The organism is Paenibacillus sp. J22P15, assembly GCF_056269345.1.
On record NZ_JBWDNT010000010.1, the window covers coordinates 100,798 to 118,833 of the forward strand.

6 protein-coding genes are annotated in these 18,036 nt (G+C 45.8%); all 6 read right to left on the reverse strand.

Features of this window, described 5'->3' with window-relative positions:
* Positions 1-8: 8 nt before the first annotated feature.
* The 6 genes from bioD to AC0YN6_RS19970 all read right to left on the reverse strand — a co-directional run bounded on the left by bioD (position 9) and on the right by AC0YN6_RS19970 (position 17,776).
* Positions 9-734, reverse strand: a complete 726-nt coding sequence (gene bioD / locus AC0YN6_RS19945; RefSeq protein ID WP_475748958.1) for a dethiobiotin synthase — start codon at positions 732-734, stop codon at positions 9-11.
* Complete coding sequence (bioA, locus tag AC0YN6_RS19950; RefSeq protein ID WP_475749029.1) at positions 731-2,089, reverse strand: adenosylmethionine--8-amino-7-oxononanoate transaminase; 1,359 nt, start codon at positions 2,087-2,089, stop codon at positions 731-733. Before bioA ends, bioD begins: the two co-directional genes overlap by 4 nt.
* A 232-nt stretch (positions 2,090-2,321) precedes the next feature.
* On the reverse strand, positions 2,322-5,159 hold the full coding sequence (locus tag AC0YN6_RS19955; RefSeq protein WP_475749030.1) for an endonuclease/exonuclease/phosphatase family protein: 2,838 nt from the start codon (positions 5,157-5,159) through the stop codon (positions 2,322-2,324).
* 297 nt (positions 5,160-5,456) lie between these two features.
* Positions 5,457-6,509 carry a HupE/UreJ family protein gene (locus AC0YN6_RS19960; RefSeq protein WP_475748960.1) on the reverse strand — a complete coding sequence of 351 codons (1,053 nt, stop codon included), beginning with the start codon at positions 6,507-6,509 and terminating at the stop codon, positions 5,457-5,459.
* A gap of 264 nt (positions 6,510-6,773) precedes the next feature.
* Positions 6,774-11,321: a LamG-like jellyroll fold domain-containing protein gene (locus AC0YN6_RS19965; protein ID WP_475748961.1), complete on the reverse strand. Its 4,548-nt coding sequence runs from the start codon at positions 11,319-11,321 to the stop codon at positions 6,774-6,776.
* Between the two features lie 539 nt (positions 11,322-11,860).
* Positions 11,861-17,776, reverse strand: coding sequence for a DUF7402 domain-containing protein (locus tag AC0YN6_RS19970; protein ID WP_475748962.1), 5,916 nt, complete (start codon positions 17,774-17,776; stop codon positions 11,861-11,863).
* Positions 17,777-18,036 lie beyond the last annotated feature (260 nt).

An 18,036-nucleotide genomic window follows, 5' to 3' on the forward strand; every position in this document is an offset into this window, starting at 1 on the left:
GTTCATCCTCACTTTGTTTGAATGGTTAGTGCGCGCGCGATCGCTTCCAATTGAATCTGTTCTCGAACCGCATGGATCAGCGATACTGTATTTATTTCGTCCTTCAAGTAAGGGATATGCCCGAGAAACTTGATGCCGCTATAACGTTCAATTAACGCAGCATTGGTTGCCACACTCGGGTCGACAGTCCTGTCAATTAATTGTCCATCGTTGAAAATAAAACCTAGTATCGGAACCCCATTTTCCCGTAAATAGGACATCGTAAGTAGCGTGTGATTAATCGTTCCGAGACCCGAACGGGCTACAATCAAAGCCGGAATCCGAAGCTCTTTTATCAAATCCACCATTAGAAAATCATCGGTTAGCGGCACAGCTACGCCCCCAGCACCTTCGATAAGCAGCGAATCGTAACGCTGTAATAAGTCTTCGCCAGCAGCTGCTAGCCCCATTAATGTTAAGGTCACACCCGCTTGTTTGGCTGCGAGCAGCGGCGTGAGCGGAGCTTCGAATGTGAATGTCGCTACCGCCTCCGGCTGCTCATTTAGTCCGGTGTATCGTAGTAGACGCTCAGCGTCGGTAGCTCCGCCACCTAGCAGCTCACCTGATTGTACAGGCTTCCAAATACCGACATTCCTGTTATCGGCGCGAAGAGCCGCAGTAAGCGCCGCAGTTACAATGGTTTTGCCAACGCCAGTGTCTGTCCCGACCACAAATAATCCACGCATCGACCTCATAGGATGGATTCTCCTTCAGTGACGCTGAGAATGGCCTCCATCAAAATATCCGTCATAATATCAAGCTCGGCCTCTGTACTAACTAGTGGAGGTATGAATACGACAACATTGCCTAGCGGTCTCGTAAGCATTCCAAGCTCTCTGGCCTTTTGGGTTACGCGAACACCGATTCGTTCGGACCAATCATACGGTTCACGAGTAACCTTATTGCGTACAAGCTCAATTCCAATCATCAGTCCCTTTTGCCTTATGTCACCAACATGCAGAAAATTATGTAAAACTGCGAGCTTATGTTCTATGAATGATGCCTTAGATCGTACTCCTTCAATGATGTTACGCTCTTCAAACAGCTTTAAGCTGGCCAAAGCAACGGCACAGCCGAGCGGATTACCTGTGAAGGAATGACCATGGAAAAATGTTTTTTGTTCTTCATAATCTGCATAAAATGCGTTGTACACCTCGTCTGTCGCAAGCGTCGCTGCCACGGGTAGATAGCCGCCTGTAAGGCCTTTTCCGATGACAAGCAAATCAGGTGATACCTCTTCAAGATCACAAGCAAACATAGCACCTGTACGCCCAAAACCTGTCGCCACCTCATCCGCAATGAACAATACACCATACTTACGGCAAAGTGCTGCCATCTCTCGTAAACAGCCTTCTGGCATAATAATGATGCCGCTAGCCCCTTGAACAATCGGCTCTACAATGAGTGCTGCGATTTCATCTGCGCTGGTCTCGAGTAATTGACGCAATGCCATTAACGTAGCTTCCTTTGCTTCCTCTTCACCGCCATCATAGCGGTAGGTATAAGGATATGGAATGACATACGAAGGAAAGAGCATGGGACGAAACACTTCATGATACAGTGGAATCGCACCTACGCTTACCGCTCCAATGGTATCTCCATGATACGCTTGATTCATCGTAATAAACTTCGTTTTACCCTCCTGTCCTTGGTTTTTCCAATATTGAAACGCCATTTTGACCGCAATTTCAACACCCGTTGCCCCAGAATCAGAGTAAAACACTTTATTTAACCCTTCAGGAGAAATCTCTACCAATTTCTCTGCAAGTTCAATGGCAGGCACATTAGCCATACCAAGAAGAGTAGAATGTGCAACTCGTCCTAACTGATCTGTGATCGCTTGATTTAGCTCAGGGACGTTGTGCCCATGGACGTTAAGCCACACCGAGGAAAAGCCATCATAATAATTACGCCCATTAACGTCATATAATTTGATGCCTTCACCGCGTTCGATAATTAGAGGATCGGAGTTATTGTAGTCTTTCATTTGAGTAAAAGGATGCCATAAATATTGCTTATTGATGGCAGATAGTCGTTCATAATGCAGCATGGTCACAAGTGATTACCACCTTTAATTTGATACACCTAATTGTTAACCTAATAAAATTTATTTTGGTTAACAATTAGGTGTGGTTAGTTTATCAGACATAAATCTTCCTGTAAAGATAATCATTCCAACCGATTTTCGATTCGCTGTATGAAAAAAGCCATTGATCCCATATAAATGGAATCAATGGCTTCATTAAACCAATTTACTCATGCAAACGATGTACGGTCTTCTTCTATTGCAGAATCGCCTTGGCCACGATCGCAAGGTCTTCAATATCTACTTTTCCATCATGATTGACATCCGCTTTCGCATTCCAGCTAGGCTGACCTTCTTGCTTACCGTAAGCTGCTGCAACGATCGCCAAGTCTCCAACCGTTATGCCGTCTTTTCCATTGACATCGGCGGAGATTTTCTTGCTTTCAAACACTTGAATGGCCGCTTCCAGTGTGGATTTCGCGTTATCCACCTGCTGTTGCGTTGCATTCGGATCGTTAGCTGTCGCTTTCGCCGCATTGATGGTCGACTGTAATTGCCCTTTGGAGCCAACCGCATACAGACCATGCCCGTTTCCTTCCACGGCTGCATCGTGCTTAGTCTGAGCGCTAGCGATCGAAGCATTCAGACCTGATTTATCAACCGGGATACTGATTTCAAGCGCGTGAGAGGCTCCATTCAACGGCAGTTCATTACCCTCTCCGTTCGCAATGGCCACATCGTCTATAGATACGGTCGTATCGGTTTCTTGGGCCTCGGACTTCACCGTAAATTTGAATTTCAATAAATTTCCTTCAGCTGACACGCCTTGTTTTCCGCTAGCTGCTACAATTCGGATCTGTCCAGGCACGTTTTCCTTGTGATCGATGACCTCAAATTCATCTCTCAGGGATGTGACCGAATCAAATTGCAACTTCGCCGGATCATAATGCAGCGTCAAATCTTGCGCATACATTTGCTGATATACGCTTTCTGTCACGCCGCTTAGTCCCATCGTAACATCGAATGGTAGGCCAGGAGCTGCTTGATGTGCACCTGTCAATGTAGATTGAGGCATTGTTGATGCTTGAAGCACAGTCACTTGGATGCTGGTTGTCAAGGCTACGTGGTTCGGATTCGCCACACCTTCCGGCAAGGTTACGGTTCCATCAACCGTGAAGGTCTGTTCAGTCTTAACAGCTGGATCATAGCTTGAAGCTTCGACATTCCATACCACATTGGCATTCGTATTTCCATTATCGGTTACCAGTTCTACAGTTGCAGGCAATCCAAGGGCTGCTGCCGTCTTGGCCGTTCCGTTCGCCATCCCTGTGATGGCTACGGGCGCCGTGATATTCTTTAGCGTCTGTCCTTGCCCCGCATTCATCAATTGCGTTACCTCGGCCTGAGTCAATGCGCCGCTAAATACGCGAACATCGTCCAGCATTCCATTGTAAGCTTCCCCGCCAGATTCATTGGCTCCCAGCAGAATCTTATTCGTGACAGTCGGAAGCGGTCCGAGATTCGTTCCGTCGCTTGCTACTACGTTACCGTCGACATAAATTTTCAGCCCTTGTGCTCCATCGTAGGCAGCCACATAATGATGCCATTTGTTATCGTTGTAGGTCCATGGAAAATACAACGCTTTATAACTGGATGAAGCATTAGGCCAATAGGCAACGCGAGCCTGTGCCCCTACCACCTGAAGGGCCGTGAAACGATTACTGTGACGGAAAATGCTCGTGAGGGTCTTTGGCTGAGAAGTCTTGAACCACAATGAAACGGACTCGTTACCCGTTTGATTCAAAGTTGCCGAAGCGTTGAACTCGGCCCTTGAGCCACCGCTGAATGCAAGTGCTCCGCCGATCTTGCCCGAATCGGTCCAAGTCGGGTTATTAATCAGCTTTCCGATGTTGCCCTTGCCTGAAGAATCGCCGACGGTTGTACCAGAGCCTTCATCGAACTTCCAGTGGGCTGCTAATAGGTCGACAGGCTTTGTAGAGACGCTAATGCTTGTTGTCAAAGGCATGTTATCGGGATTTAACACCCCAGGTGGCAAAGTTACAGTTCCATTTACAGTGAAGGTCTTCGCCGTCGTGGCAGTTGGATCGTAGTTTGCACTATTTACATCCCAATTCACACTGGCAACCAAGTATCCCACATCGGTTACAAGCGTAACTTTGGCAGGCAATCCAAGAGCTTCCGCTGTCTTAGCCGTTCCGATGGCCGCTGTTACAGATGTAGGTGCTGTGATGCTGTTCAATTTAATCTCTGTCAATCCATACATCAAATCCGCGATAATCGGCAGATGGTCGGAAGCTGCGCGGGTCGTTTCCGTTAGCAGCACATCCGCATTCTTCATCCCTATATTTTTGGAGGCAAAGATGTAATCGATTCGTTTTACCGGGTTCGGCAACGGATCGGTGTAATCCTCGTTCTGACCCAATGAGCCGAATACATCGTTATAGGCTTGCATCATCGGTTGCATTTCGGCGCTGTTCGGAAGAGCATTGAAATCGCCGACAAAGATTGCTGGTCCTTCGTTTTTCCCGCCCCACTGCAGCACTTCCTTGATCTGTTGCGTCCGTTCTTCCGCTTTTAGGTGATCAAGATGGGTGTTGAAGAAACGGAATTGGGTTCCTTTAACGTCAACTACAGTTTCCAACAATCCCCGTTGTTCGCTCGTACTGAAAAGGAGGTGATTCTCGGAAGAAACAATTGGATACTTGCTTAAAACGGCCGTTCCGTATTGATGGCCCCCATTATCCAGATTAGCCCCATACGCGTATTCCATGCCCAGATACTCGGATAGCAGTTTGGCCTGATCTTCGAAATTGCTCCGAGAACCGAAGTTATTATCTACTTCTTGCAGTCCGATGACGTCGGCCTGCGAGTCTTTGATAATGTCACCGATCCGTTTCAGGGCCAACTTCCCATCCGATCCTTCAGCGTGATGAATGTTGTAGGACATTACTCTCATTTGAACCTTCTCCAATTCAGAAGATTCCGCCGCCTTTACGGATGTCCCCATCGCGAACGGAGCCGCCAACAAGGACAATATGGTGCCGACAACAATTGGTTTCTTAAAAATTGACATCTTAAACAAGTTACCACTCTCCTAGATTTTCTTGTACAAAAAACAATAATAGTTAAGAATGGGCGTTTGTCATCTTGCATAGCCCTTTATCGTCGAATCTTGGAAGTTAAAAGTGGTTATCTTGCTTTTTCAGTAAATGTCAAATCTTGTTCCCCCTCCTTCTTTACTATAAGGAGTATCCACCAATGACATCGTATCTACGATCACTGATACATTCAATGACTCTACTTTTAAAGTTATGTAAAGATAACATTCAGGCTCATATCAAGCAGCTGGAGAAAATACGACGTGTTCTCATTACAATCTTTGAATCAACCAATAAAATGCCAGCACAAAAATCAAGCACGACGTTGAAATCATCATTTTCCGATACCACGGGAACTTTCGCATCCATATCAAGACGGGCAGCAATAGGCATATAATCATTAGCTGGCCCACTTCCACGCCTAAATTAAACATCAGTAATGTGCCGATCAGATTGCTCTTAGGCAGTCCCGTTTCAGCCAAAGCCCCGGCAAAACCCATGCCGTGAATCAGGCCAAATATGGCTGTCAATATCCACCGCCATTTCGCCTTTTGAACAAAAATATTTTCCACAGCCACATAACAGATGCTGAGCGCTATTATGGCTTCGACCCAGGAAGAGATGACTTGAATTCGGCCCGACGCCACCAAGAAAAGTGTAATGCTGTGAGCGACGGTGAAAGCAGTAACAATTTTCACCGCTTCCTTGAAGCGGGATGTGATTAATATTAGTGATATCAAAAAAAGTACATGATCATATCCGAACAAAAGGTGTTCGATTCCAAGTACAAAATATCTCCACAGGACGATGCCAACGTTTGCTTGAGGAACGTTGATATGAATGTCTCTTTTGTCGGTTGCAAGCATTTCTTGTTGGGTATATTCACCATAATTAACCAAGAGTAAACTTGTATGATTAGGCGCATCATCAAACACCAGATTGTAATGAAGATCAAATTGTTCGACCTCTTCATCGGCGGTAAATCTTAGTCCGATCACTGCGCCTTTTCCGGAACTATTCTCTATTACGTTCATCGAAAGCAGTTCCATCTTTAAGGGGTTTGAGTCTATATCTATACGTAGACCATTCTTTATATACGAATCGATCTTATCTTTTTGCGAGGCCAGTTCCTCGTTATCCAGATTATCATCCTTATTGGTATCGAATTGCCCAAGCAAGTCTTGTTCAATGAAAAGTTCATAGTCAATCTCATTCCCTTGAATATATAACTTCGAGTACCCCAAGTCTGCGACATCCGCGAATGAAGTAGTGGCCGTCCCGATGAATAGTAAGATTATGAACAAAAGAAATGAACGTCGGATCATAGCTGTACCTCTTTTCATAAATTCATTTAGTCAAGTTCTACGCTGTAACATATCACTGATGCTATTCTTTCTATGATTGCAATTTCACACTAATAGATTAGGTAAGGCTTGAATATAGAAAAAAAGAACATCTTCTTCTGAAAATGGCTATTGCGGGTCTTTATAATAAGCACTTTTCATTAAGGTTGTGAAATTTCAACTTCCGCCGCATGAAAAAAGCCAGTGATCCCATTAAAAATTTGACCACTGGCTTTTTCAAACGTATTATTGCAAAATCGCCTTGGCCACGATCGCCAGGTCTACAATATCTACCTTACCGTCATGATTGACATCAGCTTTCGCATTCCAGTCTGGCTGACCTTCTTGCTTACCGTAAGCTGCTGCAACGATCGCCAAGTCTCCAATCGTGATACCATCTTTTCCATTGACATCGGCGGAGATTTTCTTACTTTCAAACACTTGAATGGCTAGTTCTAGTAGGGATTTTGCATTATCCACCTGCTGCTGCGTAGCATTCGGATCGTTCGCCGTCGCTTTCGCCGCATCGATCGCCGACTGCAATTGCGCCTTGGAGCCATTCGCATACATTCCGTGCTCGTTTCCTTCCACAGCTGTATCGTGCTTCGCCTGAGCGCTAGCGATCGAAGCATTCAGACCTGATTTATCAACCGGGATACTGATTTGCAGCGCGTGAGAAGCTCCATTCAACGGCAGTTCATTTCCCTCTCCGTTCGCAATGGCCACATCGCCTACAGAAACGGTCGTATCGGTTTCTTGGGCCTCGGTCTTCACCGTAAATTTGAATTTCAATAAATCTCCTTCAGCTGACACGCCTTGTTTTCCGCTAGCTGCTACAATTCGGATCTGTCCAGGCACGTTTTCCTTGTAATCGATGACCTCAAATTCATCTCTCAGGGATGTGACCGAATCGAATTGCAACTTCGCCGGATCATAATGCAGCGTCAAATCTTGCGCATACATTTGCTGATATACGCTTTCTGTCACGCCGCTTAGTCCCATCGTGACATCGAATGGTAGGCCAGGAGCTGCTTGATGTGCACCTGTCAATTTAGAATGAGGCATTGTTGATGCTTGAAGCACAGTCACTTGGATGCTGGTTGTCAAGGCTACGTGGTTCGGATTCGCCACACCTTCCGGCAAGGTTACGGTTCCATCAACCGTGAAGGTCTGTTCAGTCTTAACAGCTGGATCATAGCTTGAAGCTTCGACATTCCATACCACATTGGCATTCGTATTTCCATTATCGGTTACCAGTTCTATGGTTGCAGGCAATCCAAGGGCTGCTGCCGTCTTGGCCGTTCCGTTCGCCACCCCTGTGATGGCTGCGGGCGCAGTGATACTCTTTAGCGTCAGTCCTTGCCCCGCATTCATCAATTGCGTTACCTCGGCCTGAGTCAATACGCCGCTAAATACGCGAACGTCGTCCAACTGTCCATTATAAGCTTCTCCGCCTGTTTCAGCGGCTCCGAGCACGATTTTATTCGTTACAGCCGGAAGCGGTCCAAGATCCGTTGCTTTGCTTGCCACTAAGTTACCGTCGACATAGATCTTCAGCCCCTGTGTCTTATCGTAGGCAGCCACATAATGATGCCATTTGTTATCGTTGTAGGTCCATGGAAACGACAACGCTTTATAACTGGATGAACCGTTGGGCCAATAGGCCGCGCGAGCTTGACCCCCGGCTGTTATCTGAAGGGCCGTGAAACGCTTATCATGACGGAAAATGTTCGCGTTGCCGATCGCAGCCTGAGAAGTCTTGAACCACAACGATACGGACTCGTCACCCGTTTGATTCAAAGTTGCCGAAGAGCTGAACTCGGCCCTTTTGCCGCCGCTGAAAGCAAGCGCTCCGCCGATCTTGCCCGAAATCCAAGACGGGTTGTTAACCAAAGTTCCGGTGTTACCTTTGCCTGAAGCATCGCCGGCCGTTGTACCGGAGCCTTCATCGAACTTCCAGTGGGCTACTAGTTCGGCAGGCTTTGCAGATACGCTAATGCTTGTTGTCAATGGAACGCTGTCTGGGTTTGCGACTCCAATTGGCAGGGTGACTTCCCCTGTTACCGTGAAGGTCTGCGCCGTCGTGACAGTTGGATCGTAGCTTGCACTATTTACATCCCAATTCACACTGGCATCCACATTTCCCCCATCGGTTACAAGGGCTACTTTAGCAGGCAATCCAAGAGCTTCCGCTGTCTTCGCCGTTCCGATGGCCACTGTTACCGAAGCAGGTTCTGTGATGCTATTCAATTTTTTTTCTTGAGTCTCTGTCAATTCAAACCAGCGAAAAACCCAAAAAGGTTGAGTTACATTCATCCTTATTTTATGTGAGCCTTCACTCAGTCTGACCGTTTCGGATTTAATGACATAGTTGTTCCAATCCCCAGTTGAGAATGAGGTTCTCGTTTGAGGTACTCCATCTACCTCGAATTCAACCTCTCCCGTATACCCCGTTTTTGATCCCACCTTGTAATCTAATTGATAGAATCCCGATTTTGCCACATCTACGTTATATTCCATCCAGTCGCCTTTTTCTAAAAAATTCACTCGCAATGCGGGTCCGCCATCATTAGTCCCTTGATATCTGAATACAGCACCCTGTTTCTTATTGTAGTTTGCAGCTTCTATCCTTCCTGGCACCGATGCTGAACCAGGCAATTCATCCAAAATATTTACATTAAAGCTGGCTGTCTTTCCACCTACAGTCACAGTCAGTGGCACTCCTTCTTTAAGAGTGGAACTATCAAAGCCGGTAATATGATCACCCGTTACGTTCTCCACTTTTGTTGTTCCATCGCTGTAAGTGCCTGTCACAACCAGCCCATTTAAAAGAAGCGCATCTGCATACAGGTAATTCAACTTTGTTGGCAGTTCAGTTATTTCGATGCTTTGCAACTTAACGTTAGAAGTCTCGTTGGCCATTGCCATGATCTGTTCTGTAGACAATGCTTGATTGTAAACTCTTACTGCATCAATACGTCCATTGAAGCTTTGTTGGCCTCTGCTGTCCGCACCGATATACGTTCCCGTTGTTGGCGTAGAAGGATCTGTTGTATTGTTGGTTATAGGTAGGCTCTTGCCATTGATATAAAGCTCCCAGGTGCCGCTTCTTCTTGCCGCAGTAATATTGGTCCATTGTCCTGGAGTCAAAGCAGTCTGCGATCCCAGGATCGTCTGACCGTTGATCGCAATAGATACCTTTTCGCCCTTGTCATGATCCAGCACGATGGAATAACCGTTGCTAAGGCCATCGCCATTGGACAAGATCTGCTGCGATCCCGAAGTTGCGCCATTCCACTTCACCCAAGCTGTTAGCGTTAAATCGTCTGTTTTAGTTGATGCAAGGCCTGCGCTCGCATAATTGCCGTCAGCGCCGTTTAGGATGAGCGAAGCTGAACCTTCCATTTTATCGGCCGTATCATAGGCGGCACTTCCATTCAAGGTTGCATTGAACCCATCCGGGATACTGTCATTACCATTGCCGTTAAATCCCCACATCGTACTGTAATTGGCGCTGTCCATAATCTGGAACTTATCAATATTCAGGCCCGCTGCGTTGCCATCGCTTTTTATGACGATCTTGTTTGGACCAGGATTCAGCTCAACAGGTACCACCAAATCGTTATACGAGCTCATGCTTCCGGTAGTCGGAAAGCTGAGCGTCTGTTCCTTGCGTCCGCTTACATGTATGCCTACATATAAGCCCTTGGTAACATTGGCAGCATCAGTAGCATATCTGATTTTCAATATTTTAGTGCCGCCAGAAGCTCCACCGTCAACCTCGAGCGACTCGATATATGCGCTTCCATGGTTCATATTGACAACCTTGCCGCCGGACGCATTTATGTCGTCACCAGCAGTTGCATATGCGAATACACTATCCTCGGCCTCATACACACCGGTTGTATTTGGCTGCAAACTAATAGTACCTTCCCATACGGTTTTTTGTGTAGTTACATCCCTTCCCTTTAAACGCACCTTGTCTTTATATACATCAAAAATCATAGCTTGTCTCTCTAAAACCGCACCGTCTCTTAAAGCAGTGAATTTATTGGTGTACATGTTGCCTTGTATCTTAGTATCGTCGTGAAGATGTCCTGTTGTTAAAATAACCTGTGGATATTTTTCAAGGACATTTCTGAACTTCTGTTCCTGTATCGTATTTTGACCATAATTATCCGAATATGACTTGGATACGGTCTGGTAAATAGGGTTATGCGTGAACACAAACATCGGCTTCTCCGGTTCAGCATTTGCAGCAAGCGTACTATCCAACCAGGCTAACTGCTCGTTGGACATATACGCGGAATCGGCCGGTTTCCTATCAAACCCTAAAAATATGAAGTCATAGCCTTGTATTTCCCGGTGGTAATACACCTTATTTTCTGGTATTCCTGCCTTTTGTATAAATCTGTTCTGCGCTACTTTAAAATCCGACTGCCAATCATATTCATGATTTCCAATTAGATAATACACCGGCGGACGATCCGGTACAGAATTAATAGCATTTATTATGGCATCATATTCAGCGCTTTCCCCAAAATTGGTTAAATCCCCGGGTAAAACGATTGCACTGCTATTATTAGCAACAGCATCCTTTACAGCTTTAATCGTATTACCTGTGTTATTATGCGTGTCCGACATTGACATAAAGCTAAAGATTGGAGCATCCGTCGGGTTTTCCGCCCCTGCTGCAGAACTTTCTGTCGGAAGCACAGCACTAAGGCCAGAGCTGATTGTAGCCATCATCGTTAGTATTAGAAATGGCTTTTTTAACTTTTTAAGAAATAACATGAATTAACCTCCTGTAGAAATTTAAAATAATCGGTGATGAAAAATAGAATAGCGTTCGCCTTGCTTAGCCGGTTAATGTCAAATCTTGTTCTCCTTCCTTCATCCCCCCCTTTTCATCGTATTTATAATCACTGATACATTCAATGACTCTACTATTAAAGTTATATGAAGATAATATTCAGGCTTATATCAAGTCCTCATAGAAACGCTATTCATGCGCAATGCATAATCAGCAAAGTAAAATTTCAATGTTTAAATTGCGCTAAAATAACCGCAACCCAGACATCGAGATTGCTTTCTTGTCGAGGTTGCGGTTTTATGTTCCATAGACGTTTGTGAATTAAATGTTTTGAGCTGCTTTGCCTACGAGTACTGTCAAAAGCAACGCCAGACTAAATGCAAGTAGTTTTTTTATCATTGGACAATTCGCCCTTTCTGTACTCGTCATAAATAAGGAGGGGAGAACATAGTTCTCCCCTCCGATTTCAATTACCAGCCCATCCTAAATTTCGCTAAAGCAAGCATAATTGCGGGTTTGTTTACTGCAAGATTGCTTTAGCTGTGATTGCAAGGTCTACAATATCCACCTTGCCGTCTTTATTTACATCCGCTTTCTCATTCCAGCCCGCCTGATCTTGTTGTTTGCCGTATGCTCCTGCAACAATAGCCAAGTCGCCAATAGAAATTTTTCCATCTCCATTGACATCCGCATTGATTTTCTTGGTGTCAAACACTTGGATTGCCGCTTCCAATGCAGCTTTCGCGCTATCCACCTGCTGCTGAGTAGCATTCGGATCGTTTGCTGTCGCTTTGGCTTCAGTGATTGCCGACTGCAATTGCGCTTTGGATCCATTCACGTACTGGCCGTGCCCATTACCTTCCTCTGCTGCATCATGCTTAGCCTGAGCGCTTGTGATTAAAGCATTCAAGAGTGATTTATCCACAGGTATACTAATTTGTACTTCATGGGAGGCTCCGCCGACCTGCAGCTCATTCCCCTCAGCATTGGCAATCTCAACATTGTCGACTGTAATTGTCGTTGCCTCCGCTGCAGATTTGGCTGTAAATTTGAAAGTCAACAAATCACCTTCGGCAAGTACCCCTTGGTTTGCTTCCACGCTGGCAGCAATAATCCGAATTTGCCCCGGCGCTATCTCCCTTTGGTCAATGACTTGGAATCCATCTTTCAGCGATGTAACCGAATCGAATTGCAAATTCGCTGGATTATAATGCAGCGTCAAATCTTGGGCATACATTCGCTCGTATACACTTTCTGTTACGCCGGTCAACCCCATCTTAAGATTGAAGATTTCACCAGCGTTCACCTGCTGTGAACCAGTCAAAATAGCCTGAGGCTGATGCTCCATTTGACCGCTGATCGTAATCGTCGCAGCACCTTTTACGCCGCTGCCGTCTGTCGCTGTCGCTACTACAATCACTGATCCATCTTTTATCGCTGTAAGTAATCCATTCTCATCAATCGTCGCTTTATCCGTTGCCGAGATTCCATCGGCATCGAAGACGCTCCAAGTTACGGTGTTGTTTGCGGTCTCGGGCAGAACGTCAGCCTGCAATTGCAGTGTGCCATTCTTGGTTGAGATTTCATCTGCACCGTTTGCGCCACTTACAGAAATGGATTTAACGAGACCCATGATTTGCTGTACGTGGTCTTGGTTTAGCGCGACACCATATACGCGAACGTCGTCCAGCGCTCCAGTATAGGGTTCACCATTGCCTGGCGATGCTCCCATCATGAAGACCTCTGTCGGGACGCCCAAAATTCCTGTGCTATTCGGATTTGATGCACCCGGCACGTGTACACCATCGATATAGACTTTTAATCCAGTCGTTGTATCGTAAGACGCTGCGTAATGGTGCCAATTATCATCGGCGTATGAATTGATCGCGTACGTATAACTACAGTAACTACCGCACCCCGCACTTGGCCAATAGGCTACGCGAGCATTGCCACCGCCATAATACTGAAATGCCGTCAGGTGCGAACTATAACGCAAGATAGAAGCATTAGCCGTAGATTTCGAACTCGTCTTAAACCAAGTTGTTACGGTCATCCCCGACGTCTCTCGTCCTGCTTGATACAAAAGGCTCGTTGAAAGATTCGAACCAGGTACTTCAACTCGGTTGCCAGAAAATTGAAGGGCTCCACCATCCTTGCCGGTAGTCCATGTCGGATTGCTGATTAGCGTTCCATTGTTGTTATTACCCGATGAATCGCCAGCCATTGAACCGGTACCTTCGTCGAACTTCCACCAAGCTATTGGCGTTTGCGTTGGATCGTTAATCGCAATCGTTGCGGAACCTTGTATGCCGCTTCCATCTTTAGCTGTCGCTACTACCTTCACGGTTCCATATTCCTTCGTCACAAGTAAACCATCTGCATCTATGGTCGCTTTACTCGTCGCCGTGACACCATCCGCTTCAAAGACGGTCCATGTTACACGACTGTCGGTTGCACTCGCAGGCAGAACAGCAGCCTGCATTTGCAGAGTTTCGTTCAAGGCGTTGATCGTATTTGCACCGCCTTCACCACTTACCGTGATTGATGTAACGAGCACGATCGGTTGGCCGCTAATTGTAATCGTTGCGGAACCTTGTACGCCGGAGCCATCTTTGGCTGCCGCTACCACCTTCACAGTTCCATTGTTCGTTGCCGTAAGCAATCCGCTCGCATCTATTGCCGCTTTATTCGTCGCCGTAACGCCATCTTCTTCGAAGACGGTCCATATTACTTCACTGTTTGATGCATTCGCGGGCAGAACAGCAGCCTGCATTTGCAGTGTGCCATTCTGGTCAGTGATCGCATTCGCACCGTCTGCACTATTGACAGTGATCGATGTAACAGGTATTGCCGGATCTCCATATATTTGAATTTCAGACAACCCATTATTAACTCCCGTGCCTCCAGTTGCCGTGAACTTAACCCAACCGACTGTTTTATCCGGGAATGTGACCTCCTTGGCAGCACCGGTCGTACTAATACCCGTTACGTTGACACTGCTGCCATCGCTGAAAGATAACGTGCCGGCATTCACGTTATCGCCAGTATTTGGTCGGTCGTAAAGGACTACTTTATTAATCGTATACGGGGTGTTCCATGTCAGCTTTAACCATGGATTCCGATCATTCTTTGCAGCCCATTCACCGCGACCAGCAACGCCGATCACCCCATCAATTGCAAATTTTGCGGCATAATCAGCATTATATTCGCTGGATGCTTCTACTGTTGCAAGAGATGCTATGCTTTGGCCCTGAATTGAAATCGTTGCGGCACCTTGTATGCTGTCATCAGCGATGGATGTCGCAATCACCTTCACGGTTCCATTGTTCTTTGCCGTCAGCAATCCGCTCGCATTAATCGTCGCTTTATTCGTGGCCGTGACTCCATCAGCCTCGTAGACATTCCATGTCACACTTCTGAATGTTGCATCCACTGGCAGAACTTCAGCCTGCATTTGCAGTGTCCCGCTCTGGCTAGTGATCTCATTCACGCGATCTGCGCCACTTACATTGATCGATGTTACAGGCGTTCCATTCCCGCTGAAGTATACTTGAATTTCGGACAACCCGTTATTAACTCCCATGCCTCCAGTTGCCTGGAACTTAACCCAGGTCACTGTTTTTTCCGGGAACGTGACCTCCTTGGCATAACCGAGCTCCTCTATTCCCGTTACATCGATACTGCTGCCATCGCTGAAGGTTAAAGTACCGGCATTCACGTTAGCGCCAGCATTCATTCGGTCGAACAAGATTACTTTATCAATCGTTTGACTGTTATTCCATGTCAGCTGTATCCATGGATTCACTTCAGACGATGCCCATTCACCGTTGCCATTAACGCTAGTTACCCCGTCAATTGCATATTTAGAGGCATAACTTGCGTTATATTCGGTGGATGCAGTTGCTGTTGCGGAAGGTGCTATATTTCTGTAACCTTGACTTGCGTCTAGCAACTCGAGCGATTGAATTACCAATCTATTTGAAGCTTTCAGCCTTATCGTATGGGAGCCTTTGGTTAAAGTTACGGTTTCTGAAACTATCCTATTAGCTCCCCACGAACCGGTACTCGGCAATGTTGTTGTTTTCTGCAGTACATCATCAACAATAAAATCAATTGCCGCGGAACCACCATCGTGTCTACCGTAAAGGTAATTTGCTAGGTAAGTTCCTGTTCTCTCTACATCCACTGAGTAGTCAAGCCATGATTCTGTTGAAGGTAGAATACCTGTAGAAGTTGCTCCCATGTATATAAAGTCATGCTTTGCTATATAGTTTACAGCATTTATCACTCCAGGCACGGAAACTGTACCTACCTTTAAAGTATAGATATCTACAGTATAAGTAGCTGTCTTCCCGCCTACATTAACCGTTAACGTCTGACCTTTTTCCACTTTACTAGAATTAAAACCGCTGATGTTGTTTCCATTTATGGCCTCATTCTTAGTAGAGCCATCGCTGTAGGTGCCAACAATGGTCATACCGCTGACATCATTTTTTTCATCTACCGCATATCTCCGTTTATCAGGCAGCTTTGTAATTTCGATGCTTTCTAACTTAGGGGCAGAGGTTTCATTGGCAATCGCCTTGATCTGTTCGTTAGACAAAGCTTGATTGTAGAACCTAACTGAATCGATAAGTCCGTTAAAACCCTGCTTGCCGCTGCTGTCTGCACCAATGAACGTCCCCGTTGTAGGAGTATCAGGCGCTGATGTATTATTCGTTATCGGTGCGTTGATGCCATTAATCGTAAGTTCCCAGGTGCCGCTTCTTCTTACCGCCGTAATATTGGTCCATTGTCCCGGCGTCAAAGCAGTCTGCGATCCTAGGATCGTCTGGCCGTTGACCGCTATGGACACCGTATCGCCTTCGGCATGATCCAATGCGATGGAATAGCCGCTCGAAAGACCGTCGCCATTCGTCAAAATCTGCTGAGAGCCTGAAGTAGCACCATTCCACTTCACCCATGCTGTGAGGGTTACATCGTCAGTTTGGGTTGATACAAGGTCAGCACTTGCATAATTACCGTTAGCCCCGTCGAGACTGAGTGAAGCTGAGCCTTCCATCTTATTGGCCGTGTCAAAGGCAGCACTTCCATGCAATGTTGCATTGAACCCATTAGGGATACTGTCGTCGCCATTGCTGTTGAATCCCCACATCGTGCTGTAATGGACGGGTTCAATCATTTGTAATTTATCCAGGTTCACTTCTACTGCGTTGTTTTCTCTTTTTAAGGTGATCTTGTTATAACCTGGATTCAGTTCAATAGCTACATCCAAATCCCTATAGGTACCCGTTCCTCCGGTAGCCGGAGCACTAATCGTCTGTACCTTGTATCCATTTACATAAACCCCCATCGAAGCGTTGGCAGCTGCGGCATAATTTACTTTCAATACTTTTTCGCCGCCTGATGCGCCTCCGTCAACCCTGAGCATCTCCAGATAGGCTCGTCCATCCTTCATATTGACAACCTTGCCGCCAGACCCGTTTTCATCATCGGCTTGGGTTGCGTACGAGAATGAACCCTGTTCGGCTTCGTATACGCCGCTTGTATTCGGTTGTAATGGTATTGTTCCATTCCAAATCGTTGTTTTGGTATTGAAGTCTCTGCCGCTTATTTGCACCTTGTCGCTATAAACATCAAAGATTAAACCCTGATTGTCGCTCACAATAGCTCCATCTCTTACTGCAGAGAATTCGTTACTGTATAAATTGCCTTGTGCTTTAATATCGTTATGGACATGTCCTGTTGTAAAAATACTTTGCGGATATTTCGCCAAAATTTCCTTCATTTTATAATCCGAGTCTGGATTAACAAAACTATCATATTGAGATGGATATGTATAAGATACAGTTGAACTTAATGGCTGATGCAAGAACAGAAAAATCGGCTTGCTTGGGTCGGCATTTTCAGCAAGCGTGCGATCCAACCAACTTAACGTCTCGTCAGTAAAACCTGCCGGTTTAATCTCAGGACTTAAAAAAATAAAATGATAACCATTAATCCACATATCGTAGTTTATATCTGGCGCTCCAGTCTTCTCTATAAATCTCTTCTTGGATACCTCGAAATCAGCTTCGTAATCATACTCGTGATTGCCCATTGTATAATAGACTGGAGCATGCGGTTTCGATTTCATCATATTCATGACAGCGTCATATTCGCCCACTGTTTGGTGATTGGTCAGATCTCCGACTACAGCAATTGCTTCTACATTGTTAGCAACTGAGTCATCCAACGCCTTAGATAGATTTGCTGTATTGACATGAATGTCAGATATGGACATGAACCTGAGAAGAGGACCGCTCTCAGGGTCCGACCCCGCAGCCAAGCTTGGTTCTTGAAAAAGCACAGTCCCAAGACCAATGCTGCCTAGCAGGATTGCAACGATTAAACTTAGCGATAGAAATGACTTTCTTAACCATTTAAGAAAAAACATACTCTTAACCTCCCGTTTAATTTGTGCCATTTAATGATGAATCAAGAAACGAATGGACGATCGACTCTGCGAGTCAAGTCCAGTTCATCGTATATAATGTCACTGGTATATTCAACGGCTCTTCTATTAAAGAATATTGAAGACCATTATCCCTTCCATGTCAGTGATATAAAAAATCTCATTGCAATCTTTGAATCAACCAAAAAAGGAGGCATTTGGGAGGGCAAACACCAGTATACAAAAAGGCCCCCACAGCCTAA